The organism is Salmonella sp. SAL-020, assembly GCF_017372215.1.
Classification (GTDB): Bacteria; Pseudomonadota; Gammaproteobacteria; order Enterobacterales; family Enterobacteriaceae; genus Salmonella; species Salmonella enterica.
In genome coordinates this window covers 2,090,137-2,115,506 of record NZ_CP071690.1, presented here as the reverse complement: position 1 = coordinate 2,115,506, position 25,370 = coordinate 2,090,137, and the positions used below count along the sequence as shown (strand labels likewise).

The 25,370-nt window shown below is 49.6% G+C and carries 26 protein-coding genes, 2 pseudogenes and 1 other annotated feature; of the genes and pseudogenes, 8 read left to right on the top strand and 20 right to left on the bottom strand.

The features are described from left to right. Nucleotides 1–14: 14 nt before the first annotated feature. The 14 genes from selO to thrS form a co-directional block, all read right to left on the bottom strand. Nucleotides 15–1,457, bottom strand: coding sequence for a protein adenylyltransferase SelO (selO, locus tag J1G48_RS10205; RefSeq protein WP_058662143.1), 1,443 nt, complete (start codon nt 1,455–1,457; stop codon nt 15–17). Nucleotides 1,458–1,518: 61 nt separating this feature from the next. Beyond that, nucleotides 1,519–2,232 (bottom strand): anti-FlhDC factor YdiV, encoded by a 714-nt coding sequence (gene ydiV, locus J1G48_RS10200; protein ID WP_000562003.1) that lies wholly within the window; start codon nt 2,230–2,232, stop codon nt 1,519–1,521. 313 nt (nt 2,233–2,545) lie between these two features. Beyond that, on the bottom strand, nt 2,546–3,010 hold the full coding sequence (locus tag J1G48_RS10195; protein ID WP_001213256.1) for an NlpC/P60 family protein: 465 nt from the start codon (nt 3,008–3,010) through the stop codon (nt 2,546–2,548). 76 nt (nt 3,011–3,086) lie between these two features. Then, complete coding sequence (gene btuD, locus J1G48_RS10190; RefSeq protein ID WP_000080608.1) at nt 3,087–3,836, bottom strand: vitamin B12 ABC transporter ATP-binding protein BtuD; 750 nt, start codon at nt 3,834–3,836, stop codon at nt 3,087–3,089. Continuing rightward, on the bottom strand, nt 3,836–4,387 hold the full coding sequence (locus J1G48_RS10185; RefSeq protein WP_001181567.1) for a glutathione peroxidase: 552 nt from the start codon (nt 4,385–4,387) through the stop codon (nt 3,836–3,838). Before J1G48_RS10185 ends, btuD begins: the two co-directional genes overlap by 1 nt. A 91-nt stretch (nt 4,388–4,478) precedes the next feature. Beyond that, nucleotides 4,479–5,459 carry a vitamin B12 ABC transporter permease BtuC gene (gene btuC, locus J1G48_RS10180; protein WP_000954982.1) on the bottom strand — a complete coding sequence of 327 codons (981 nt, stop codon included), beginning with the start codon at nt 5,457–5,459 and terminating at the stop codon, nt 4,479–4,481. A gap of 202 nt (nt 5,460–5,661) precedes the next feature. Then, nucleotides 5,662–5,961 (bottom strand): integration host factor subunit alpha, encoded by a 300-nt coding sequence (ihfA, locus tag J1G48_RS10175; RefSeq protein ID WP_001229266.1) that lies wholly within the window; start codon nt 5,959–5,961, stop codon nt 5,662–5,664. A 4-nt stretch (nt 5,962–5,965) separates the two neighbouring features. Beyond that, entirely contained in the window at nt 5,966–8,353 is a 2,388-nt protein-coding gene (pheT, locus tag J1G48_RS10170) for a phenylalanine--tRNA ligase subunit beta (protein WP_000672408.1), read from the bottom strand. A 15-nt stretch (nt 8,354–8,368) separates the two neighbouring features. Next, entirely contained in the window at nt 8,369–9,352 is a 984-nt protein-coding gene (gene pheS / locus J1G48_RS10165) for a phenylalanine--tRNA ligase subunit alpha (RefSeq protein WP_000018570.1), read from the bottom strand. 62 nt (nt 9,353–9,414) lie between these two features. Beyond that, nucleotides 9,415–9,538, bottom strand: a sequence feature (Phe leader region). Then, entirely contained in the window at nt 9,489–9,533 is a 45-nt protein-coding gene (pheM, locus tag J1G48_RS10160; RefSeq protein WP_001386830.1) for a pheST operon leader peptide PheM, read from the bottom strand. Its footprint overlaps the feature before it by 45 nt. A 115-nt stretch (nt 9,539–9,653) precedes the next feature. Beyond that, nucleotides 9,654–10,010, bottom strand: coding sequence for a 50S ribosomal protein L20 (rplT, locus tag J1G48_RS10155; RefSeq protein WP_000124850.1), 357 nt, complete (start codon nt 10,008–10,010; stop codon nt 9,654–9,656). A 50-nt stretch (nt 10,011–10,060) separates the two neighbouring features. Continuing rightward, nucleotides 10,061–10,258, bottom strand: coding sequence for a 50S ribosomal protein L35 (gene rpmI / locus J1G48_RS10150; protein WP_001124225.1), 198 nt, complete (start codon nt 10,256–10,258; stop codon nt 10,061–10,063). Between the two features lie 95 nt (nt 10,259–10,353). After that, nucleotides 10,354–10,896: a translation initiation factor IF-3 gene (infC, locus tag J1G48_RS10145; protein ID WP_001574431.1), complete on the bottom strand. Its 543-nt coding sequence runs from the start codon at nt 10,894–10,896 to the stop codon at nt 10,354–10,356. 3 nt (nt 10,897–10,899) lie between these two features. Further along, the gene (gene thrS / locus J1G48_RS10140) at nt 10,900–12,828 is read right to left on the bottom strand and encodes a threonine--tRNA ligase (protein ID WP_001144217.1); all 1,929 of its coding nucleotides are present in this window, start codon (nt 12,826–12,828) and stop codon (nt 10,900–10,902) included. A gap of 897 nt (nt 12,829–13,725) precedes the next feature. Between thrS and J1G48_RS10135 the strand changes: the two genes are divergently transcribed. Further along, the gene (locus tag J1G48_RS10135) at nt 13,726–14,949 is read left to right on the top strand and encodes an O-antigen polymerase (protein ID WP_000905565.1); all 1,224 of its coding nucleotides are present in this window, start codon (nt 13,726–13,728) and stop codon (nt 14,947–14,949) included. Between the two features lie 306 nt (nt 14,950–15,255). Here the strand turns inward: J1G48_RS10135 and J1G48_RS10130 are convergent. The 3 genes and pseudogenes from J1G48_RS10130 to J1G48_RS10120 all read right to left on the bottom strand — a co-directional run bounded on the left by J1G48_RS10130 (nt 15,256) and on the right by J1G48_RS10120 (nt 16,798). Next, nucleotides 15,256–15,461 (bottom strand): annotated as a pseudogene (locus J1G48_RS10130) (hypothetical protein). Between the two features lie 172 nt (nt 15,462–15,633). Beyond that, on the bottom strand, nt 15,634–16,488 hold the full coding sequence (locus J1G48_RS10125) for a DNA/RNA non-specific endonuclease (RefSeq protein WP_001044086.1): 855 nt from the start codon (nt 16,486–16,488) through the stop codon (nt 15,634–15,636). 20 nt (nt 16,489–16,508) lie between these two features. Next, nucleotides 16,509–16,798, bottom strand: a pseudogene (locus J1G48_RS10120) (hypothetical protein). 142 nt (nt 16,799–16,940) lie between these two features. On the opposite strand from J1G48_RS10120, the gene J1G48_RS10115 reads away from it, so the two are divergent. Beyond that, on the top strand, nt 16,941–17,900 hold the full coding sequence (locus J1G48_RS10115; protein WP_001046438.1) for a lipid A deacylase LpxR family protein: 960 nt from the start codon (nt 16,941–16,943) through the stop codon (nt 17,898–17,900). 48 nt (nt 17,901–17,948) lie between these two features. Here J1G48_RS10115 and J1G48_RS10110 read toward each other — a convergent pair whose 3' ends face one another. Next, entirely contained in the window at nt 17,949–18,707 is a 759-nt protein-coding gene (locus J1G48_RS10110) for a YdiY family protein (protein WP_000770981.1), read from the bottom strand. Between the two features lie 288 nt (nt 18,708–18,995). Between J1G48_RS10110 and pfkB the strand changes: the two genes are divergently transcribed. The 3 genes from pfkB to J1G48_RS10095 all read left to right on the top strand — a co-directional run bounded on the left by pfkB (nt 18,996) and on the right by J1G48_RS10095 (nt 21,281). After that, the gene (gene pfkB, locus J1G48_RS10105; protein WP_000251707.1) at nt 18,996–19,928 is read left to right on the top strand and encodes a 6-phosphofructokinase II; all 933 of its coding nucleotides are present in this window, start codon (nt 18,996–18,998) and stop codon (nt 19,926–19,928) included. Between the two features lie 95 nt (nt 19,929–20,023). Continuing rightward, nucleotides 20,024–20,314 (top strand): type V toxin-antitoxin system endoribonuclease antitoxin GhoS, encoded by a 291-nt coding sequence (ghoS, locus tag J1G48_RS10100; protein ID WP_000146133.1) that lies wholly within the window; start codon nt 20,024–20,026, stop codon nt 20,312–20,314. Between the two features lie 106 nt (nt 20,315–20,420). Further along, entirely contained in the window at nt 20,421–21,281 is an 861-nt protein-coding gene (locus J1G48_RS10095; protein WP_000267688.1) for a fructosamine kinase family protein, read from the top strand. 42 nt (nt 21,282–21,323) lie between these two features. Here J1G48_RS10095 and J1G48_RS10090 read toward each other — a convergent pair whose 3' ends face one another. Next, nucleotides 21,324–21,860: a YniB family protein gene (locus J1G48_RS10090; protein ID WP_000222155.1), complete on the bottom strand. Its 537-nt coding sequence runs from the start codon at nt 21,858–21,860 to the stop codon at nt 21,324–21,326. Between the two features lie 148 nt (nt 21,861–22,008). Here J1G48_RS10090 and hxpB point away from each other — a divergent pair, with 148 nt between their 5' ends. The 3 genes from hxpB to tcyP all read left to right on the top strand — a co-directional run bounded on the left by hxpB (nt 22,009) and on the right by tcyP (nt 24,942). After that, on the top strand, nt 22,009–22,677 hold the full coding sequence (gene hxpB, locus J1G48_RS10085) for a hexitol phosphatase HxpB (RefSeq protein WP_000106848.1): 669 nt from the start codon (nt 22,009–22,011) through the stop codon (nt 22,675–22,677). 137 nt (nt 22,678–22,814) lie between these two features. Then, entirely contained in the window at nt 22,815–23,414 is a 600-nt protein-coding gene (locus J1G48_RS10080) for a metal-dependent hydrolase (RefSeq protein WP_000505804.1), read from the top strand. A 136-nt stretch (nt 23,415–23,550) separates the two neighbouring features. Beyond that, the gene (gene tcyP / locus J1G48_RS10075; RefSeq protein WP_001010662.1) at nt 23,551–24,942 is read left to right on the top strand and encodes a cystine/sulfocysteine:cation symporter; all 1,392 of its coding nucleotides are present in this window, start codon (nt 23,551–23,553) and stop codon (nt 24,940–24,942) included. A 102-nt stretch (nt 24,943–25,044) separates the two neighbouring features. Here tcyP and cedA read toward each other — a convergent pair whose 3' ends face one another. Then, complete coding sequence (gene cedA, locus J1G48_RS10070; RefSeq protein WP_000977510.1) at nt 25,045–25,287, bottom strand: cell division activator CedA; 243 nt, start codon at nt 25,285–25,287, stop codon at nt 25,045–25,047. Nucleotides 25,288–25,370 lie beyond the last annotated feature (83 nt).

Genomic DNA, 25,370 nt, shown 5'->3' with positions numbered 1-25,370 from the left:
CTGCTGGCGTCAGGCTAACTTGAACAACTGACCTCCAGCCGCTTTCCCCACTCCGGCGGTCGGCTGGCATAGTCATCATCTCGATCGGTAAAAGGTTGACGTAAAACTTCATGTAACCGATGCAGTTCCGCCATGTCTCCTTGTTCAGCCGCATCTATCGCGCGTTGCGCCAGCCAGTTGCGCAACACAACCGCAGGATTCACGCGTTGCATCTGCTGCTGGCGCAGCGCGTCATCCACCGCCTCTGTGCGCAATCGCGCCCGGTAGCGATCGAACCAGGCATCGAACGCCGCGCGATCGATAAACGTATCCCGCAACGGCGAGGAAGCGCTCTGTTGCTCCGTATGGCTTAACATCCGAAATGTACGGGTATAGTCACTCCCTTCGCGCGCCATCAGACTAAACAATTCATTCAGTAAAGCGTTATCGTCTTTTTGCTCGGTAAAGAAACCCAGCTTCTGGCGCATTCGCTGCCCATAGTGCGTTAACAACGCGTCCTGGTAACGATCCAGCGCTCTGTTTAACGCGTCGATCTCAATAAAAGGGGTTAACGTCTGCGCCAGACGTTGTAAATTCCACAGCGCCACCAACGGTTGATTATCGAAGCGGTAACGTCCCTGATGATCGGAATGGTTACCAATGAAGCCGGGATCGTAGTCGTCGAGAAAACCAAAGGGGCCATAGTCGATGGTCAGCCCCAGAATCGACATGTTATCCGTATTCATAACGCCGTGCGAAAAACCGACGGTTTGCCACTCGGCGATGAGTCTTCCGGTACGCGCCGCCACCTCTTCAAACCACAAAGCATATTTTTCCGGGACATCCTGCCATTGCGGCCAGTAATGACGAATAGCGAAATCAGCCAGTTGCTGAACTTTTTCCGGCTCACGGCGGTGGTAGAAATGTTCGAAATGACCAAAACGCATATGACTTTGCGCCAGACGCATTAACATCGCGCCCGTTTCCTGCGTCTCTCGCTGAACCGGCGTATCGCTGGCTACGATAGATAACGCGCGCGTAGTGGGAATACCCAGATAATGCATGGCTTCGCTGGCAAGGCTTTCTCGTATGGTTGAACGCAGGACGGCGCGTCCATCCCCCATTCGCGAATAGGGTGTTAATCCGGCGCCTTTCAGATGCCAGTCGAGGGTCGAGCCATACGCCAGGAGCTGTTCGCCCAGCAAAATACCGCGTCCGTCGCCGAGTTGTCCCGCCCAGACGCCGAACTGATGCCCGCTATATACCTGCGCGACAGGCGACATACCGGGTAATAAGGTTTCGCCGCCCCAAACGCCAGCGCCATTGGTAGCGTCAAATAACGACGCGGGAATTGCTAACTGCTGCGCCAGTTTGTCGTTATACCAAATCAGTCGCGCATTTTTTAACGGTGTGGGTAAAAGCGCGGTATACGTTGCTGGCAGTTCATCGCGCCAACGGGCAGTAAAAGACAGGGTCATAGGGCCTCCTGTCTTCAGTGTAGACGGTTAATCACCGGTTAAACACCGGCAAACAGAAAGGTTATCGCTGAACGAGTTTAATGAGCTGGCTTACCGGCACCGGAGGCCATAGTCCGCCCTGGAATGCGCTAAATCCCAATGGCGCTGCGCGCGAAAACATCGCCTCATTATCAATACCGGCAATCATCAGCGACTCGCAGCTGGAGGAGATCTGGGCAACAATAGCGTGCATGAATGGTTCGAATGAGATCATTTCAGCTCGCTGCTGAATAAAATTTTTATCCAACATGACTCGTTTGAAAAGCCCATCGAAAATAGCTTTAGTCGACGCCTCGCCTGCCCCAAAATTTGCCAGCATTAATGGGAAATGCATTGCCAGATTAGCTAACGTTTCATTGTTTTTGCCCTGGTTTAACCCAGGATAGTTCTCATTTATAGCTAATTCAAGAAACGGAAAGCGCGCTGCCCGGGAAAAAAGTTCGCTATCTAATAATAATAAGTCACTAATTGCGGGCGGTAAATTAAGCCATGCAATAAGTTTATGCTGAATAAAAAAGTGCTGACAGGTTTCTAACAACGCCAGTTTTTCAACAAACAGACAGTATTGTTCCTCCACCGAAAGACGAGGCGCTACCAACTCAGTCGGCATCCGCACGGCGCCGTCTTCAGCGGCAAACGTTGCAATAATCTCTAAACCAACAAGCCGAGCATTTTCATCCATGACGGGAAGGAAAAAGAGTTCGGAATGGTAAAGCTCATCAAGTGAAGCAATCATTACGCCAGTCCCATGGTTAGGGCGCTATTCGCCATCCAGTCACTACGGACGGAAACAGACGTAACTTCAGATACTAATTGAAGCGTCATCATTTTTCTTGTTTACCGGTGAACCGGTTCCTTTTTTTAACTTACTCTGATTATAAACCAATATCCAATGTTGTACTTTTCACAGGGCGTGAACACGCCCGTTTTTAATAAAAGTACGTTTGTAAATGCTACGGTTATATCATTATATATGATGACAACAGATGTCATAAGTTCAACCGGCGATATGTTAAAAATAGACTATAAAATTTATATCGTCTGCGAGGTTAAATTCGCCGTGCCTGCCAGAAGTTTTTTCGCCAGTACACATTATCCAGCGATGAACGCATCACGCCACGACTGGTAGAGGCATGAATAAACTCATTATTTGTATCGTAAATACCAACATGTAAACCACTTTCGCCCGAACCGGTTTTAAAGAAAACCAAATCTCCGGGCAGCAATTCATCTTTATCGATTCTGGTGCCGATTTTTGATTGTTCACGCGTATCACGAGGCAACTGCAAATCAAACTTGTCGCGCATAGTGACCACCACAAAGCCGGAACAGTCCACGCCTCTGCGACTCATGCCGCCGTAACGGTATGGCGTACCGCGCCAGGACTGCAACTGATCGTTCAGACCCGCAATGACGGTAATGGAGTCTGATAATCTGGCATTTGGCGCCGGTGCCCGATGAGTACTGCATCCTGCCAGGAACAATGCTGTGATAACAAGAAGCCAAAAACGCATGCCGCAACAATCCTCTGTTTTTATTTTGGTATTAATTTAGCGTCGAAATTACCTGCTTTTCAAGAAACGATTTTACTTAAGTGGCCGAAATGAGCGTTGGATGCCCCTCGACGTCGAGTCGTCGAAAGCGCAGACCGTAGGCTTGCGCCAGATAAGAGGGGGTGAGCACCTCTTCCCGGCGGCCGCAGGCAATGAGTTTACCGCGCTTTAGTAACCAGGCTTTATGCGCATGGCGCAGCGTGTGGTTCAGATCGTGGCTACTCATCACAATCGCAATTCCTGCCTGACATAAATGATGTAATACCCGATCCAGAGCGTTTTGTTGCGCAACATCGAGACTGTTCATTGGCTCATCAAGCAGCAATAATTGACCGACCGGATTAGCGTCGGGATGAATTTGTAGTACAACGGCAGCAAGGCGAACACGCTGCCACTCGCCACCGGAAAGCTGATTCACGCTTCGCCCCAGTTTGTCGCCTAATCCAAGCATATCGGCCACCTCGTTAAGCTGCCCGGTTCGCGTTTTATCAGGTTGATGCAATGTCAGGTAATGCCAGACCGGCATGGCGAACGGCGGATTTTGCTGTTGCGCAAGATAAGCGCGGTGTTGGGCAAGCGTTGCCGTCGCCCATGCCTCCAGCGGCGCTCCGCCAAACCTGATGCTCCCCTCGCCGGAGGTTAACCCCGCCATACGCGCCAGTAGCGTGCTTTTCCCGGCACCGTTCGGCCCGACAAGATGAAGGATCTCTCCTGCGCTTACTTCGCCGGAAAGCGGCCCCAGGCGGGTGCTCTCGGCGACATCCTTTAATTGCATCAATTGAGACATTATTTTGCCAACGTGATTTTTATGCTTTCCATCACAATAGGATCTTCAGGCGTCATATCCGGCGAAAAACGCTGTACCACCTGACCATCCCGGCCTACCAAAAATTTTTCAAAATTCCACAGAATATCATCCGGATAGAGTGGCGTACGCCCTTTGCTTACCATCCGTTCGTAAAAGCCGCTCTTCTCCGGCGCGACTGCCGTTGGCGCAGCGGCTATCAGTTTTTGATACAGCGGATGGCGCGCGTCGCCATTCACATCAATTTTACTGAACATCGGGAACGTGACGCCCCAGGTGCTGGCACAATAGGTTTTAATCTCCTCTTCGCTGCCTGGCTCCTGCCCCATAAACTGGTTGCAGGGAAAACCCAACACGACAAACCCCTGATCTGCCCACGCCTTCTGGATATTTTCCAACTGTTCATATTGCGGCGTCAGGCCACATCTGGAGGCGACGTTTACAATGAGCAGCACTTTTCCGGCGTATTTTTCAAGTGTAGTGACCTCTCCATCAATCGTCGTAACGTGAGTATTAAGAAGCGAGTTTTGCATGGTGTCTCCCTGATGTCGGTAGAATAGCGGGTTTCATCGTTAGCCTTTAATCATAGACTGCGAATGATGAAAGCAGTTGTTTACCGATGCGCTAACGCGCGGATTTGAGTAGCAGCCAGATAAACACTGGTGCCCCCAATGTGGCGGTGACCACCCCGATAGGCAGTTCAGCCGACGCCAGCGCCAGTCGGGCGACCACATCAGCCAATAGCAGGGCGATAGCCCCGGCCAGCGCGCAGCCGGGAAGTAAAACCCGGTGATCGGTTAAACCACATAAGCGCAGGATGTGCGGAATAACCAGACCGATAAAACCAATCGCCCCCGCCATCGCCACGCTGACGCCCACCATCCAGCCGGTGGCGATGACCAACAAATTGCGCCAGAACCACAGCGGCAGGCCAAGCTGCCGCGCCGAGGTTTCCCCTAGCGCCAGCATATTCAGCGGTTGCGACTGGCAACATATCCAGATCAGTACCGGGATGAGCGCAATCATTAGCCAGCTCTGCTGCCAGTCAACGCCGCCAAATCCTCCCATCATCCAGTACATTAATTGCCGCAGATCGAAAGAGGTGGAAAAATAGATAGCCCACGTCATCAGCGCGCTACAGATAATGCCCAGCGCGACGCCCGCCAACAACAAGCGGCTGGTAGAGAGATGGCGACGCGCAAAACGCAGCAGGATTAACGTAATAATGAGCGCGCCGGCTATAGCGCACAGTCCCAGCGCCCATCCTGGCAGTTGCCCCTGCCCCAGTAAGACGGCGGCAATAAGCCCAACACCGGCCCCATTCGAAACGCCGAGCAGACCCGGTTCAGCAAGTGGGTTTTCAAACAGCGCCTGCATCACGGCGCCAGATAGCGCCAGCGCAGCGCCAACCAGCAATACCGCAAGCGTGCGGGGAAGGCGAATTTGCCAGACAAACAGTTCCCCCCGGGCGCTTAACCAGTCACCGGGGGCAATCCACTGTTCGCCTGCGCATAAGCTCAGAAGTGTAGCCAGTAGCACCAGCAGTGACAGGCTCAGAAGCCAGCGAACGTTTCGTCGCTGTTGTTGGCGGGCAAAAGTCAGCATGTTATCCATTCAGCTGAAAAGAGGTAGCGTGATTTTACGGTGGGTATCCTTTACTTGAAAGAAAAAAGGCCGCAATGCGGCCTTTTTAGTTATACGGGTCATCTTTCAGGCTGACAGATACGCTGTCATCCCGCTGATCTACTTTCGGGATGGCAGCGTATCTGCCGCAATACACCCTGATGGATGTTATGCCTGGATCTGATTACTCTTCTTTGGGCGAAGCGTTTTCGACCCGGCTCTTTAACTTCTGCCCGGGTCTGAAGGTCACCACGCGCCGTGCTGTAATAGGAATATCTTCACCCGTTTTCGGGTTACGCCCCGGACGTTGATTTTTATCACGCAGATCGAAGTTACCAAAACCAGAGAGTTTCACCTGCTCACCGTTTTCCAGAGCACGACGGATCTCTTCGAAAAACAGTTCAACCAGTTCTTTGGCATCCCGCTTGCTAAGCCCAAGCTTATCAAACAGATATTCTGACATTTCAGCTTTTGTAAGCGCCATAGGTTCAATCCCTCAATGATGCCTGGAATCGCTCTTTTAATGCCTCTACACATTTGGCGACGGTAGCGGCAATCTCCTCTTCTTCGAGTGTACGGTTGGTATCCTGAAGGATCAGGCTGATAGCGAGGCTCTTATAACCCTCCGCAACACCCTTACCGCGGTACACGTCAAATAAGTTTACGCCAACTACCTGATTTACGCCAACTTTCTTACATTCGGATAAAATATCCGCTGCGGGAACGTTTTCTGCAACAACAACCGCAATATCGCGACGGTTGGCCGGGAAGCGTGAAATCTCCCGCGCCTGCGGCACGATACGGTCTGCGAGCTTATTCCATTCCAGTTCAAACACCAGCGTACGACCATTCAGATCCAGTTTACGTTCCAGTTCAGGGTGAACAACCCCAATAAAACCAATACGTTCATCTTTCAGATAAATCGCCGCAGACTGTCCCGGATGCAGAGCCGGATTCATCTCCGCCTTAAACTGGATATCACCCAGTTTGCCGGTTAAATCCAATACTGCTTCCAGATCGCCTTTCAAATCATAGAAATCAACGGTCTCTTTTGCCAGGTTCCAGTGCTCATCATAGCGGTTACCGCAAATCACGCCAGCCAGCATCAGATCCTGTCGAATACCCAGATTGGCTTGTGTATCCGGAACGAAACGTAAACCGGTTTCAAAAATACGCACGCGATTCTGCTGACGGTTTTGGTTATAGACCACCGTCGCCAACAATCCGCTCCACAGAGACAGACGCATCGCCGACATCTCAACGGAGATAGGGTTTGGCAGCAGCAGCGCTTCTGCGCCTGGATGGATGAGCTGTTGTACTTTAGGATCGACAAAGCTATAGGTAATCACTTCCTGATAGCCTTTGTCGTTCAGCATGGTTTTAACCCGCTTCAACGACAGATCGGCTTCACGGTGCGTCCCCATGATTAAACCGGCCTGAATTGGCTCGTCCGGAATATTGTTATAGCCGTAAACGCGGGCCACCTCTTCCACCAGATCTTCTTCAATCTCCATATCGAAACGCCAGGTCGGCGCTACGGCTTTCCACTCGTCCTGCCCTTCGGTCACTTCACAGCCCAGACGACGCAGAATATCACTGACCTGCTCATCCGCAATATGATGCCCGATCAGGCGATCCAGTTTACTGCGACGCAGCGTAATGGTGGCGCGTTTCGGCAACGTTGCTTCGTTGCTCACATCAATTATCGGACCCGCATCACCGCCACAGATATCAAGAAGCAGACGAGTAGCGCGCTCTATCGCTTTATATTGCAGCGCTGGGTCCACCCCGCGCTCGTAGCGGTGAGACGCATCGGTATGCAGACCGTGGCGGCGAGCGCGACCGGTGATAGACAGCGGATTAAAGTACGCACACTCCAGCAGCACATTTTGCGTTTCGCCGTTCACGCCGGAATGTTCGCCGCCAAAAATACCGGCTATCCCCAGCGCCTTATGGTGATCGGCGATCACCAGCGTGTCCGCATTTAACGTCGCTTCGCTACCGTCCAGCAGGACGACGGTTTCACCCTCTTTTGCCATCCGCACGACAATACCGCCATCAATGCGATCTTTATCGAAAGCATGCATTGGCTGACCCAGTTCGAGCAGCACATAGTTCGTGACGTCAACCACCGCATCGATGGAGCGAATACCGCAGCGACGCAGTTTCTCTTTCATCCACAGCGGCGTCGGCGCGTTAACATTGATGCCTTTTACCACCCGGCCAAGATAGCGAGGACACGCATCAGCGGCCTCTACCGTAATCGGCAGCGTATCGCTGATGGTTGCCGTAACCGGCACCATTTCAGGCTCCTGGAGCGGCGCTTTGTTCAGTACCGCCACATCACGCGCAACGCCGATGATACCTAAGCAATCCGCACGGTTCGGCGTGACGCTAATTTCGATGGTATTGTCGTCAAGCTTCAGGTATTCACGGATATCGGTACCCAGCGGCGCATCCGCCGGCAGTTCGATAATGCCGCTGTGATCGTCGGAAATCCCCAGTTCGGAGAAGGAGCACAGCATCCCTTCAGACGGTTCGCCGCGCAGTTTTGCCGCTTTAATTTTGAAATCGCCCGGCAGAATAGCGCCAATGGTGGCCACCGCTACTTTCAACCCCTGACGACAGTTTGGCGCGCCGCAGACGATATCCAACAGGCGTTCTCCGCCGACGTTGACTTTCGTTACACGCAATTTGTCAGCGTTCGGATGCTGGGCGCACTCAACCACTTCCCCAACCACAACGCCATTGAAGCTTCCCGCGACCGGCTCAACGCCGTCTACTTCCAGGCCAGCCATCGTAATCTGGTTAGCCAACGCATCGCTATCAATTGCCGGGTTAACCCACTCGCGTAACCACAGTTCGCTGAATTTCATTGTTTTATCCTGCCTTTATTTAAACTGTTTGAGGAAACGCAGATCGTTTTCGAAGAATGAACGCAGGTCGGTGACGCCATAACGCAACATGGTCAGACGTTCCATCCCCATACCAAAAGCGAAGCCAGAATAGATTTCCGGATCGATACCGACATTGCGCAGCACATTCGGATGCACCATCCCGCAGCCCAGCACTTCCAGCCATTTGCCGTTTTTCCCCATCACATCCACTTCTGCAGAAGGTTCGGTAAACGGAAAATAAGAAGGACGGAAGCGAATCTGCAGATCCTCCTCAAAGAAATTACGCAGGAAGTCGTGCAGCGTACCTTTGAGGTTGGTGAAGCTGATGTTGGTATCAACAATCAGACCTTCCATCTGATGGAACATCGGAGTATGCGTCTGGTCGTAGTCATTACGGTATACACGGCCCGGCGCAATAATACGGATCGGCGGTTGCTGCGCTTTCATCGTCCGGATCTGGACGCCAGACGTCTGGGTCCGCAGCAGACGGGTCGCGTCAAACCAGAAGGTATCATGATCGGCGCGGGCCGGATGATGACCCGGAATGTTTAACGCATCGAAGTTATGGTAGTCATCTTCGATTTCCGGGCCAGTCGCCACGGTAAAACCAAGCTCACCGAAGAAACTTTCAATACGGTCAATGGTACGCGTGACCGGATGCAGACCGCCGTTCTCAATACGGCGCCCCGGCAGGGAGATATCGATGGTTTCAGCGGCCAGACGGGCGTTAAGCGCTGCGCTTTCCAGCTCGGCTTTACGCGCGTTAAGCGCCTGTTGTACCTGCTCTTTCGCGGCGTTAATGACTGCCCCGGCTGCCGGACGCTCTTCCGGCGGCAGATCGCGTAGGGTCGTCATCTGAAGGGTTAAATGCCCTTTCTTGCCCAAATATTCGACGCGTACATTGTCTAACGCGGCAACATCTGACGCCTGGTTAATGGCGGCCGCTGCATTGGCAACCAGCTCTGCGAGATGTGACATGGTTTTCCTCATTGTGTCGGTGAAGACACCGGTTCATTGGACGTAATCTCTCGATTTCAGATACAAAAAAAGCCTCCATCAGGAGGCTTTTTTGCGCTGTTTTTCGTTTCGTTTTTCACGCGCTAGCCTCCTGGGATCAGGTGCTAAAGTAAAAAAAGAAACGGAAAATAGCAGCGTTCATGCTTGCGTTACCTTATGTGGTAAAACCGAATATCCTTTATTGAAAAGGGTTACAGGTCAATTGTCAACTCACTGAACAGTAAATAAAAGAGAGGGAGCCAGGCTCCCTCTTTTCACTGGCTTATGCCAGAGCTGCTTTCGCTTTTTCAACCAGCGCGGTGAACGCGACTTTGTCGAATACGGCGATATCAGCCAGGATCTTACGGTCGATTTCAACAGAGGCTTTTTTCAGGCCGTTGATGAATTTGCTGTAAGAAATACCGTTCTGACGTGCTGCTGCGTTGATACGCGCAATCCACAGTTGACGGAACTGACGCTTACGTTGACGACGGTCACGGTAAGCATACTGACCAGCTTTGATAACTGCCTGGAAGGCAACGCGGTATACGCGAGAACGCGCACCGTAGTAGCCTTTGGCTTGTTTCAAAATTTTCTTGTGACGTGCGCGTGCAATTACACCACGTTTTACGCGAGCCATATGTGCTCTCCTGTATCTATTCTAATTAAAAAGTTAAAAACGTTAACGGCTTATGCGTACGGCAGGCACGCGATAACCAGGCCCAGATCGCCTTTAGAAACCATGGCTTTCGGACGCAGGTGACGTTTACGTTTAGTCGCTTTTTTGGTCAGAATGTGACGCAGGTTAGCGTGCTTGTGCTTAAAACCACCTTTACCGGTTTTTTTGAAGCGCTTAGCAGCACCGCGTACGGTCTTAATTTTTGGCATTTTAATAACTTCCACTTCGCATTGTTAATAAACGAAACATAGGCGAACAAAACCTGTGAAGCCCGAAGGCTTCACAGAATTGTTACTTGAAGGCCTTACTGTTTCTTCTTAGGAGCAAGCACCATGATCATCTGACGGCCTTCGATCTTCGTTGGGAAGGATTCGACCACTGCCAGTTCTTGCAAATCGTCTTTCACGCGATTAAGCACTTCCATACCGATTTGCTGGTGGGCCATTTCACGACCGCGGAAACGCAGCGTGATTTTGGCCTTATCGCCCTCTTCGAGAAAGCGAATCAGGCTGCGGAGTTTTACCTGATAGTCGCCTTCATCTGTCCCAGGACGGAATTTAATTTCCTTCACCTGGATAACTTTTTGCTTTTTCTTCTGTTCCTTAGAAGACTTACTCTTTTCATAGAGGAATTTGCCGTAATCCATTATACGACAAACCGGCGGCTCGGCGTTAGGGCTGATTTCGACTAAGTCTACTCCGGCTTCTTCAGCTTTTTCCAGAGCTTCTCTCAGACTCACAATACCAAGCTGCTCGCCTTCCAGACCTGTTAAGCGAACTTCTTGCGCGCGAATTTCGCTATTAATACGATTCGGACGCGCCGTTTGAACTCGTTTTCCGCCTTTAATACTTTATTCCTCCAGTTGTTGAAGACTGCGGCTGCGAATCTCTTGTTGCAGCTTCTCAATCACGTCATTTACGTCCAGACTGCCCAGGTCTTTACCGCGGCGGGTGCGAACGGCAACTTTGCCTGCTTCCACCTCTTTATCACCACAGACCAACATATAAGGGACACGACGTAAAGTGTGCTCGCGGATTTTAAAGCCAATCTTCTCATTTCTCAAGTCTGCTTTTACACGAATGCCCGCATTTTGTAGTTTCTGCGTCAATTCGTTAACGTATTCAGACTGCGAATCGGTAATATTCATCACGACTACCTGAACAGGCGCGAGCCATGTCGGGAAGAAACCAGCGAACTCTTCGGTCAGGATACCGATGAAGCGTTCCATCGACCCAAGAATCGCACGGTGAATCATTACCGGCACCTTGCGCTCGTTGTCTTCGCCTACATAGGAGGCGCTCAGACGAGACGGTAAGGAGAAGTCCAGCTGTACTGTACCGCACTGCCATGCACGATCGAGGCAGTCATATAAGGTAAATTCAATTTTCGGACCGTAGAATGCGCCTTCACCCAGTTGATACTCAAACGGGATATTATTTTCTTCCAGCGCAACCGCCAGATCCGCCTCAGCACGATCCCACATCTCATCGCTGCCGATACGCTTGTCAGGACGAGTGGAAAGCTTGACGACGATCTTCTCGAAGCCAAAGGTGCTGTACATATCGTAGACCATACGAATACAAGCGTTAACTTCATCGCGAATCTGCTCTTCGGTGCAGAAGATATGCGCATCATCCTGCGTAAAGCCGCGTACGCGCATCAGACCATGCAGCGCGCCTGATGGCTCGTTACGGTGGCAGCTACCGAATTCCGCCATACGCAGCGGCAAATCACGATAGGATTTCAGACCCTGGTTAAAGATCTGAACGTGGCCCGGGCAGTTCATCGGCTTGATGCAATATTCGCGGTTTTCTGAGGATGTGGTGAACATCGCATCTTTATAGTTGTCCCAGTGCCCGGTTTTTTCCCACAGCACACGGTCCATCATGAACGGGCCTTTAACTTCTTGATACTGGTACTCTTTGAGTTTAGAACGAACAAAGACTTCCAGCTCGCGGAAGATAGTCCAGCCGTCGTTATGCCAGAACACCATGCCCGGCGCTTCTTCCTGCATATGATACAGGTCGAGCTGCTTACCAATTTTACGGTGGTCGCGTTTTGCGGCCTCTTCCAGGCGCTGCAGATAAGCGTTCAGGGCTTTTTTATCTGCCCATGCCGTACCGTAAATACGCTGCAGCATCTTATTATTGCTGTCACCGCGCCAGTATGCGCCAGCAGTTTTCATCAGTTTAAAGTGATGGCAGAAACGCATATTCGGCACGTGCGGACCACGACACATGTCGACATATTCTTCATGATGGTACAAGCCTGGCTTATCATCATGGGCGATATTTTCATCAAGAATAGCGACTTTGTAAGTCTCGCCGCGCTTCACGAAGGTTTCGCGCGCGTCATGCCAGCTCACCTTTTTCTTGATAACGTCGTAATTTTTCTCGGCGAGCTCATGCATCCGCTTTTCGAGCGCTTCGACATCTTCCTGAGTTAGCGTGCGGTCAAGATCAACGTCATAGTAAAAACCGTTGTCGACAACCGGGCCGATCGCCATTTTCGTGTGCGGCCAAAGTTGCTTGATTGCGTGACCTAACAGATGCGCGCAAGAGTGACGAATGATCTCCAGACCCTCTTCATCTTTTGCGGTGATGATGGCAAGCGTCGCATCATTTTCAATCAGATCGGAAGCATCAACCAGCTCGCCATTCACACGGCCCGCAATGGTGGCTTTCGCCAGGCCAGGACCAATGTCCAGAGCAACATCCATCGGGCTTACAGGGTGGTCATAATGGCGTTGGCTGCCATCAGGAAGAGTAATAACAGGCATGTAATATCCTTATTTGCAGTGGTGACCCATACGCAAGATCACATACAAAGAGAAAATGAATTTATTGACAGTGAGTTGTGTATCCATCTAGCCAACCATTGCTAAATTGGCGCACAACCTTCGACACAGACGAAAATCGCTATTTTCGTCCGGCATGACGATGGTAACACTAAAAAAAGGGAGATTGCATCTTTCTGTTCTACAGAACCTGAATCCCAACACACTACCCAGCACGCGTATCGTTAATGATGTACATGGTCACTCTGAGTCTCGACTTACTGCCACCGTATGAGTCATTCACATCAGATAGCTTTCGACGACCGCTATCTATATTCTCCAGATGGGGACCTGGCAGCATGCGATAACGCACAATACGAAACCCACTTTCCAAAGCACATACCAGCAAAGAGCCATTACATGCTGCTATGAAGCTTCTATAACTAGCAACGTCTCCCTTATGATGCCGTACTTGTAATTCGTCTGTGTTGCTTGAAGTATGTCGCGGCACGATGTGAGATGAGTTACTCGTCGAGTGATAGCCCTTTCTCTGTATAGTCTTTTACAGGGCTCGGGAACCTCATGATGAACCTTCGAATACCACTGTATATAAACGCAGTAACAATCATGCGTAATTATCAAAAGCATTTACATTGCTTGATGTTTGTGCCGCAAACGCTTGATAGCTTCATGCTATCGGAGGCGCAGTAGATAGGAGTGTTAATGAGTGTTAATATGTCAATAACACGGTTTTGATATCGGGAAGATAGTGATGAGTAATGATTATAGACTACCAGATTCAGAATATCTTGCCAGAAGATTTTCCGTACCACACCTTGTTTGCCTGATGGCAATATTATTAATATTTTTAATACTAAGCATTTTTTCTAAAGGCTCTATATGCTTATAATTTCATACATTGTATTATGCTTATTATTTATAGTTTATCTCTATACTCTTTCCGTAAGAATTGAGGGAAAAATAATAAATGTAATGGTCCCATACCTGATAATAACAGTGCCTACACTGTACGTGTTTGAAGGTATATTTGTATACCTCTCAGAGGTGCGGAAGTATACAGTGGAATATTTGTTTTTCTATACTTGCTATATAACATACATAGCATCATTTGTTATTTCTTATCTTTACACACAAAGAAAACCCATATACAACAAATCAAACACAAAAAATAAACCAAGGTATGTGTTTACTTCATTGTTATTCACCTTCCTTGCTTTTATCATTTACCTTCCAGTGTTGATGGAGTTCAGAGAGTACATACTTAGCCCAAGAAGAATATACGAATTAACCAGAACAGGGTATGGTATATACTTCTATCCTTCATTAATGTTTTCTCTTGTCGCTTCTATTTGCGCGTTCTTTACATACAAAAAATCAAAGTTATTTTGTATTTCCATAGTTTTATTTAACTGTATACTTATTTTCTTGCATGGTAACAAAGGACCAATATTTAGTATATTTATAGCATTCATCCTTTATCTTTCATATATTGAAAATAAAAAAATTAAATTTATGTTCCTGGTGAAATCGTTTGCTGTTATAGCAGTCATTGTAACGGCATTCTTTGCATATACGTTTACTGATGGGAATCCGATAGAAAATATGGCGAATTACTCGGATTATACCCGTAATGCTGTTCTTGTTGCTTCCTCAAACTTTGACTTTATGTACGGAAAATTACTAATGGAGAGCGAGGTTTACTCGAGAATTCCGAGGGCTATTTGGCCTGATAAGCCTGAAGATTTTGGCGCATTGTATCTGGCAAAAGTATTTTTCCCTGATGCATTCTACAGGAATCAGGGCGCTCCTGCTTTCGGGTATGGTGAACTATACGCAGATTTCGGGCTTTTTACACCAGTTTGGTTAGTTATATCTGGAGTATTTAAAGGCGTCCTGGCTAAGTATTTCTCCAATAAAACTCAGGAAACAAAGTCAGCGCATTATTTCATAATGTTCCTATTTTGCATTGGAATAAGTGTGATTCCTGTTAGCATGGGATGGTTGTTCCCTGAGCATTTGATGATTGCCTTTATAGTATACATTGCATCTTCCTTTGTTTTTTCAGCGCATATAAGATTCGTTTTACTAAGAAGCGATAAATAATTTATACGGCGGCAATGCCGCCGTTTTATTTAGTTTTGGAGCGTAAATCTTGTTGGGTTTGCTGAACAGCATTACCAACGTAAATTACTTTTGATGCATTCATGATAGTGCTTGAGTTTCCTAATAATGATTTATGAATAGCCCCTCAATTATATATTTCTCGCCGCCGGTTATTATTAGTCCTGCCGCTACTCTGCCCTAATCCACATCTACTCATATGCGGATCATCCCGAGATTATCACCGTAATATAATCTACCATTGATATCAATAAACGCTGTGTTATGAATGACAGTTCCCTGCTTAAGTTAGATTAGGTACACACATCTTACGGCACGAAAGGGATCAATGTGAAACGGTATGAAACATATATATGCGTTATTACTAGTAATAACGCGGAACTGGTGAAACAGGTTTAAACGAACGTGAATGGATGTGAATGAAGGATAGTACTTATACGCAAGATCACATACAAAGAGAAAATGAATTTATTGACAGTGAGTTGTGTATCCATCTAGCCAACCATTGCTAAATTGGCGCACAACCTTCGACACAGACGAAAATCGCTATTTTCGTCCGGCATGACGATGGTAACACTAAAAAAAGGGAGATTGCATCACTCTGTAGCAAATCAAGACCCTTGACAGGGTTTCTCCATTATCTTTCTACGCGCCGTATAGCGCTTCTCATCGACAACCTAACTTCTGCACCAGACTCCCCTTTGTCGTTTTCACCTCGCTGGCTACCGCTTCAGGCAAGGCAGACCACAGCGTCAGCACTGGCTTCGTTTTATGTTCGATAGCCTCCACGGTAACCTGATAGTCGCAAAAATTCGCCGAACGGGGCGTATTCTGATCCATAATAAACGCAGCGTAATTTCCTTCACTTTTTGACGGCGCCGTTCCGGTGAATAAAACCTTCCAGTACCCGCTGGGAATTTCTACCGTCGCATCTTCTGGCAATGTGGCGATATGCCGCTCAAAAAGGGGGCCGGTCACTACGTGCACTACAGATACATCAGCCTGTTTGGCAAGTTCGCGCACCCGGTTTTCCAGTGCAGCCCATGCTCCCTGGTTCAGGGCGGATTTCTGCGGCGTAATATTCGATAAATAATTTAACGACGGCCAGTCCGAAACGCCGCCCAATCCTGCCAACGGCGCCTGGTGTCCCCTGTCGACTTTTAATAGCGTATGGGCATTTTTATAGGCCGAAGGGGCCAACGTATCCGAGGGCGGTAAATCGGGGTCCTGCGCCCAGTTCCGCGGGCGACCGCTTGCCTGGCTGGTCTTTGTCACGCTATAGGCAACCCAGTTGGCAAATTTCGTGGCGCTATTATTATTGAGCGTATAGACATGGCGATAGATTGTTTGTTGACTTCCTCCTTGAGGACAGCCAACGCTACAGTTATCAGGTTGCTGAACGAGTACGTTACGATGGGGTAACTCGGGTGCCGATATTATATCCTGGGGAGGATACGATGTAGTACATGCGCTTAATAATACTACGGGCAGTAATTTTAGCAGATTAATGGTTTTATTCACTTTTTCTTCCTTAATAATAACTACCCTAATAATTCAGATGGCAATAATTTGTTATATTACCCTACCAGCCGTTAGATGCGCTCATCATTAAAGACAACACTATCACGGTAAAAATTAATAACAGATAAACATCGAAGACATCATAGAAAATGAGCTCAAAAGAATACAACGTGATATTCATATTGATACCAAAAAACATCGTATTATATGCATAATCGTGAAGCCAATAATTTCTCGCACTCAGATAGCGAATGAAAAATGGATATTCAATAATATCTGGCGCGTGTTTTTTAACACCATTTTTCAACATTAAGGCAACGTATCCTCTCAATGACTCGCTGCTGGCAGGAGTTTAGTTATATTTAAAGATTCAATAAGCACTGCGCATCATGCGGCTGTGCTTATTACTTTGTAAAAATAAGAGTATTCACTTTCATATTCAGGGGTAAAAAGTGAACAAATACAGCTATTGCGCAACGATGATTGCCGCCATACTCAGTACGACCACAATGGCCAATGCCAGTAGCCTTGCTATTTCAGTGGCGAATGATGATGCAGGTATATTTCAACCATCCTTAAATGCCCTTTATGGGCACCCGGCTGCAGACCGGGGTGATTATACTGCCGGGCTCTTTTTAGGCTACAGCCACGATCTCACTGACGCCAGTCAACTCTCTTTTCATATCGCGCAAGATATTTATTCTCCATCAGGCGCCAATAAGAGAAAGCCTGAAGCCGTCAAAGGCGACCGCGCGTTCAGCGCCTTTCTTCATACCGGACTGGAGTGGAATTCATTAGCCACCAATTGGTTACGTTATCGTTTAGGTACCGATATCGGCGTTATTGGTCCTGACGCAGGCGGTCAGGAGGTTCAGAATCGGGCGCATCGAATAATAGGCGCAGAAAAATACCCTGCCTGGCAGGATCAAATTGAAAACCGTTATGGTTACACGGCAAAAGGAATGGTCTCCCTTACGCCAGCTATTGATATTCTGGGTGTCAATGTGGGCTTCTATCCAGAAGTCTCTGCTGTCGGCGGCAATCTCTTCCAGTATTTGGGGTACGGCGCAACCGTTGCGCTGGGAAATGATAAGACCTTCAACTCTGATAATGGGTTTGGGTTATTGTCCCGCCGAGGGTTAATACACACTCAAAAAGAGGGATTGATCTATAAAGTATTTGCTGGCGTTGAGCGCAGGGAAGTTGATAAAAACTACACGTTACAGGGGAAAACGCTGCAAACAAAAATGGAAACGGTGGATATTAATAAAACCGTGGATGAATATCGCGTCGGTGCCACCATCGGCTATTCTCCCGTCGCATTTTCTCTTTCTTTAAACAAAGTCACGTCGGAATTTCGCACCGGAGACGACTATTCTTATATCAACGGAGACATCACCTTCTTCTTCTGAGGCGTCACCACGGAATAACCGGGTTACGTAACGTAACCCGGTACAATATTACATCTTATAGCCCAGCGTTACCGTAGTGCGACGATCGGTATGTTCAGGCGCTGATTCAGGCGGCTGCGAGTTCCACGTTAAATTATACCCCACCTTTAGACCAAAATGTTCGTTAATGGCGACATTGAGGGCTGTTTCCGAATTTAGTGTGGTGTCTTCTGCGCCAAATACTGACACCCCCTGTGTAAACTTAGCATTGTCAGTTAACTGCCAGGCATAGCTGCCGGAAGCATAACCCAACGGCTGCGTTTCAGTGGTATCGTCCGTATGTTCGTCATAGCGAACCCCTGGACCAAATTCAAAACGGAAGCTGTGCACTGGACCATTAAGGAACTGCCGCCCGTAACCGGCGGTCAGTACGTCGCGCTGACGATAACCGTTGAAACGGTCTGTCAGCCAACTGGCCTGGCCAAAGGTATAATCATAATCCGTCATATTAAAACGGTTACGCGCGCCTACCGCATATTTTTCTGAAGAGCGTTCATCATTAGAGGAGGTATTGCTGGCATTGCCCCATAATGACCAGGCAGTACGTTGTCCATACCAGGTCATCGCCGTGTCAGCCGTTAAGGAAGAACTTTTAGTATTGCCTGACTGAGCAAGGTAGCCCGCATTCAGATTACCTTCAAAAGGTTTTTTCGCGGTGGAGGGATCATCCATGACAGTAAAAACGGAATCATCGGCGGCGGCATACAGAGACGCGAACACGCCACCCGCCAGCATAACTACAGCGGGTACTGCCTTCAAAAGCTTCATTTATATAGAGTCCGTACAACTAAAAAAGAGACCACGACGGTCCCGGAAACTTTCATAGGGATCAATGACAAACGCCCCTGGAAAGGTAGCGAATTATAAGAAGCCCCGAATAACATAGCAATCAATTACTATTTCATTTTTTGAATAAGAACCCTCCCGAAGCATTCATTTATTTATATAACTTTACATCGTACTTCTTTAAATAAAGATCCGGAAAATCATATTGTTAATTCCTTCACTTTCCGGGGATTAAGTGCCAGACTGAAATCAGCCTAACAGGAGGTAACGATGGTACGTATCTATACGTTGACGCTTGCGCCCTCTCTCGATAGCGCAACAATCACGCCGCAAATTTATCCCGAAGGTAAACTGCGGTGCTCCGCGCCGGTATTCGAACCCGGCGGCGGGGGTATTAATGTCGCTCGCGCCATTGCGCATCTTGGCGGCACCGCGACCGCAATTTTCCCGGCTGGCGGCGCTACCGGCGAACATCTGGTCGCACTACTGGCTGACGAAAATGTCCCCGTGTCTACCGTCGATGCGAAAGACTGGACGCGTCAGAACCTGCACGTCCACGTCGAGTCCAGCGGCGAACAGTATCGTTTTGTTATGCCCGGCGCCACGCTGGACGATGACGAATTTCGCCAGCTCGAAGAACAGGTACTGGAAATTGAATCCGGGGCAATTCTGGTTATCAGCGGCAGCCTTCCGCCCGGCGTTAAGGTCGAGAAACTCACGCAACTGATTTCCGCCGCACAGAAGCAAGGCATTCGCTGCATTATTGATAGCTCTGGCGACGCGCTCACCGCCGCGCTGGCGCTTGGCGATATCGAACTGGTGAAACCTAACCTGAAAGAATTGAGCGCGTTGGTTAATCGCGATCTGACGCAGCCTGATGATGTGCGTAAAGCGGCCCAGGAATTAGTGCAAAGCGGCAAGGCTCGCCGGGTAGTGGTCTCTCTGGGGCCGCAAGGGGCGCTGGGCATAGACAGTGAGAATTGCATCCAGGTTGTTCCTCCCCCGGTGAAAAGTCAAAGTACTGTCGGCGCAGGCGACAGTATGGTGGGCGCGATGACGTTAAAACTGGCGCAAGACGCGTCGCTGGAAGAGATGGTGCGCTTTGGTGTGGCGGCAGGCAGCGCCGCTACGCTCAATCAAGGTACGCGTCTGTGTTCCCGTGACGATACCCAAAAAATATACGCCTATCTTTCCGCGCAATAATCGTATCCCCCTCGGCGAGGGGGATACCGGAAAATCGGTAACGGGCGGCGCATCCGCCGCTGTTAAAAACACAGTTGCTCCCAACGAGGTGAACGATGGCCAGTGGCGATATTACCCGTTATGTTATTACCGTAACCTTCCATGAAGATTCCCTGACCGAGATTAACGAACTCAATAATCATCTGACGCGCAGCGGTTTTTTGCTGACATTAACGGACGATGAAGGGAATGTGCATGAGCTCGGCACCAATACGTTTGGCTTTGTTAGCGCTCAGAGCGCTGATGAAATCAAAGCGCTTGTCGCCGGACTTGCGAAAAGCGCATTAGATAAGGATGTCGACATTACCGTGGCGACCTGGGAGGCGTGGAGTAAAAACGCACAATAAGTGCCATTCCCGCCGCGGCGCGTCCGCGATGTGCGTTAGTTCGTATTTTTTAACCGCATTTTTGCGCTAACCTTATGATCTGGCAGACAACGTGGGGAGAGACATTATGTGGCAAGCTATCAGTCGTCTTTTAAGCGAGCAAGTCGGTGAAGGCGAAATCGAACTGCGTAATGAACTGCCTGGCGGAGAAGTTCATGCCGCATGGCATTTACGTTATTCAGGCCATGATTTTTTCGTAAAGTGCGATGAACGAGAAATGCTTCGCGGTTTTACCGCTGAAGCCGATCAGCTGGAGCTGCTCTCCCGCAGTAAAACCGTTGTTGTGCCTAAGGTATGGGCGGTAGGTTCGGATCGGGATTACAGCTTTTTAGTCATGGACTACCTCTCGCCCCGCCCGCTGGATGCCCATAATGCGTTTATTCTTGGGCAACAGCTGGCGCGCCTGCACCAATGGAGCGACCAACCTCAATTCGGCCTCGATTTTGACAACGCGCTCTCTACCACGCCGCAGCCGAATACCTGGCAACGCCGTTGGTCGACTTTTTTCGCCGAACAGCGCATTGGCTGGCAACTTGAACTCGCCGCGGAAAAAGGCATTACTTTTGGTAATATTGACGCCATTGTTGAACATGTTCAGCAACGTCTGGCGTCGCATCAACCGCAGCCTTCTCTTTTGCATGGCGATCTATGGTCGGCGAACTGCGCGCTTGGCCCTGACGGCCCCTATATCTTCGATCCAGCCTGCTATTGGGGCGACAGAGAATGCGATCTGGCGATGCTGCCGCTGCATACCGATCAGCCACCGCAGATTTATGACGGCTATCAGTCCGTTTCGCCGCTACCGCTGGATTTTCTCGACAGGCAGCCGATTTACCAGCTCTACACCCTGCTTAATCGGGCAAGGCTGTTTGGCGGTCAGCACCTGGCCACTGCGCAAAAAGCGATGGATCGGCTGCTTGCGGTATAGGTACAGCCCATGCCGGATACGGGCTATCCGGCATTTTTCAGTTTACATGAAGCCTAACAAGGAAAAGAAAAAGTAGCCGAGCACGATAATAATGACCGGCAAAATATAGAGCGGGAAAAACTGTAAAAAGATGGTATGGTGCGGCACCACGATACGTGACTCTATCTGCTCACGCGTTAGCCCTTCCGCGCCTTTTGCTTTTTCCAGGATCAACTGATCTTCCACGCCTTCACGCAAAAAACGTGACTGGCGGCTCATTCTGGCGCCGGAATCCTGCATCGCCAACCCGACAAAAATCAGAATAAAAATGAGCCAGAAACCGATATTCAGGCTTCCCTGAAAATTCGGCGTCGGCGAGTTGTACCAAAAAACATTCAGAAACGGCGTATTCACGCGCATCATGTCTATCATTACGTGGGTAAAATCCAGCAATACCGCATTTATCCCCTCCTGCTTTTCACTGTGCGCATACATAAATTTAAGGACTGAGATGAGCGTGGAAAGCAGTGCCGGAATAAAAATAACCCACCCAACAACTCTTTTTAGGATTGCAATGCGTCCAGCTTGTTGATACGTCATGAGTTCCCCTTGATAAAGACGCGTCGTTTTGGCCTAAGTCTACCTGTTGATTCCCGTTTTCGCCTGATCTTTAAGGGCGATATACTAAGAACATGGTCATAATGAACGCTTAATTCGTTATTTTTTAATCTCAACAGGAGAGGTTGTGATGTCAACCCCACGTCAAATTCTTGCTGCAATTTTCGATATGGATGGACTACTGATCGATTCCGAACCGCTCTGGGATCGCGCTGAACTGGACGTGATGGCAAGTTTAGGCGTAGATATTACTCGGCGCCATGAACTGCCAGACACGCTTGGGCTACGCATTGATATGGTTGTCGATCTCTGGTTTGCGCAGCAACCGTGGAACGGCCCCGATCGCCAGGAAGTGACAAACCGTGTTATTGCCCGCGCGATTACGCTTATCGAAGAGACGCGCCCTCTTTTACCGGGTGTGCGCGAGGCCGTGGCGCTGTGTAAAGCGCAGGGGCTATTAGTGGGGCTTGCCTCGGCATCGCCGCTGCATATGCTGGAAAAAGTGCTCACCATGTTTGAACTGCGCGACAGTTTTGACGCGCTGGCCTCTGCGGAAAAATTGCCCTACAGCAAACCGCATCCGCAGGTCTATCTGGATTGTGCGGCCAAATTAGGTGTTGATCCATTAACCTGCGTGGCGCTGGAGGATTCGGTGAATGGTCTAATCGCGGCAAAGGCGGCGCGAATGCGCGCCATTGTGGTGCCAGCAGAAGAAAACCAGCCTGATCCGCGCTTTGCGCTGGCGAATGTCAAACTTAACTCACTGACAGAGCTGACGGCGGCGCATCTACTCGGTTAAGATGTTTCCGAAACAAAGTCAACGGGCAATTAGCCGCTGAGCCAGACGGCAAGCGGCTTTGACAGAGACAAAGAGTTACAACGTCACCACTTCCGCCTACTGTATAAAAACCCTATACTGTATGAATTGACAGTTTAATGGGTTTTATCATGACGGCGGAAGGACATCTTCTTTTTTCTATAGCCAGCGCGGTTTTCGCCAAGAATGCCGAGTTAACGCCCGTCCTTGCGCACGGCGACTGGTGGCATATTATTCCTTCGGCTATTTTGACCTGTCTGCTGCCGGATATCGACCACCCCAAATCTTTTCTTGGTCAGCGCCTGAAATGGGTATCGAAACCGATCGCCCGCGCGTTCGGTCACCGGGGGTTTACCCATAGTCTGCTGGCGGTCTTTGCCCTACTGGCGACCTTTTATCTCAAGGTACCGGATACGTGGATTATCCCGGCGGATGCGCTGCAAGGCATGGTACTTGGCTATTTAAGCCATATCGTCGCGGATATGCTCACCCCCGCAGGCGTTCCCTTACTGTGGCCGTGCCGCTGGCGTTTCCGCCTGCCTATTCTGGCGCCGCGCAAAGGCAATCAACTGGAGCGATTTTTATGCATGGCGTTGTTTGCCTGGGCGGTGTGGATGCCACAGTCCATGCCGGAAAACAACGTCATACGCTGGTCTTCGCAGATGATTACTATCCTGCAAATGCAGTTCAATCGTTTTATAAATCACCAGATTGATTAGTAAATCAACGCCAAAATCATTTTTGGTATAAACCATTCCATTTGAATATAAGAGCCAGCTCACAGTTCTGCTAATCTTGCGCGAACAGAATCGCTAAAACACAGCGCTTCATAATAAAAAAATCAGGAGAACGGGGATGAATTTTCCATTAATTGCGAACATTGCGGTGTTCGTCATTCTGCTGTTTGTACTGGCGCAGGCCCGTCATAAACAGTGGAGTCTGGCTAAAAAAGTGCTTGTCGGCCTTGTGATGGGCGTGGTCTTTGGTCTGGCCCTGCACACCATTTATGGCGCTGACAGTCAGGTGTTAAAAGACTCCATTCAGTGGTTCAATATTGTCGGCAACGGCTATGTGCAATTGCTACAAATGATTGTGATGCCGCTGGTATTCGCCTCTATTTTAAGCGCCGTGGCACGACTGCATAACGCCTCTCAATTGGGGAAAATCAGTTTTCTGACTATCGGCACGCTGCTGTTTACTACCCTTATCGCAGCGCTGGTGGGCGTGCTGGTCACCAATCTGTTCGGACTGACGGCGGAAGGTCTGGTTCAGGGCGGCGCGGAAACCGCGCGTCTGAATGCCATTGAGACGAGCTATGTCGGCAAAGTGGCCGATCTCAGCGTGCCGCAACTGGTGCTGTCTTTTGTACCGAAAAATCCGTTTGCGGATCTGACTGGCGCAAATCCTACGTCTATTATCAGCGTGGTGATTTTCGCCGCATTCCTGGGCGTGGCCGCGCTTAAACTGCTGAAAGATGATGCGCCAAAAGGCGAGCGTGTGCTTGTTGCTATCGATACCCTGCAAAGCTGGGTGATGAAGCTGGTGCGTCTGGTAATGCAACTTACGCCTTACGGCGTACTGGCGCTGATGACGAAAGTGGTTGCCGGCTCTAATCTGCAGGACATCATTAAGCTTGGAAGCTTCGTGGTAGCGTCATATCTTGGTCTGGCGATAATGTTTGTGGTTCACGGCATACTATTGGGCGTGAACGGGATTAGCCCGCTGAAATATTTCCGCAAGGTGTGGCCGGTGCTGACATTTGCCTTTACCAGCCGCTCCAGCGCCGCCTCCATTCCACTTAATGTCGAAGCGCAAACCCGCCGCCTGGGCGTGCCGGAGTCCATCGCCAGCTTTGCTGCCTCTTTTGGCGCGACCATCGGCCAAAACGGTTGTGCCGGTCTTTATCCTGCAATGTTAGCGGTAATGGTTGCGCCGACGGTCGGCATCAACCCCTTAGACCCCGTATGGATAGCCACGCTGGTGGGTATCGTTACCGTAAGTTCGGCGGGTGTTGCCGGCGTTGGCGGCGGCGCGACCTTCGCCGCGCTGATTGTGCTGCCTGCCATGGGCTTACCGGTCACGCTGGTCGCGCTGTTAATCTCCGTCGAACCGTTGATTGATATGGGCCGTACCGCACTGAACGTGAGCGGCTCAATGACCGCGGGTACGCTGACCAGCCAGTGGCTGAAGCAGACCGATAAAACCATTCTCGATAGCGAAGAAGACGCTGAACTGGCGCATCGATAATACATTATCGGGAGTTCACATCGTCTGAGACACGACGATCGGCAACTCAAAATGTCTGTCACTAAAAACGCCGGTCTCCAGTACCGGCGTTTTGTTTTTTTCTTAGTCAGCGATTTCGTTTTCCTGGCGAACCTGATTCGCCCAACGTTGCGCCGATTCTGGCACGCTAAAGGCGGGCGACCGTTGAAATGACTCCCCCGTCAGAACAAAGGCAACATATTTACCGCGCAGTATCCAGACGTCGCGAAACGTATCCATTTTTATCGCATGTTCCGGCGGCGCGGGTTCAACACGCGGAATATAGCTAATAATCTGGCGATTTTGCTGGCGAAGAGGTTTCATCATTAATGCTTCACTAAAAGAGGCTAAGAGCCTATCCCATTAGGGCTATTTTACTTGCCATTTTGGTCCTGGGCAGTGCTCAAAAT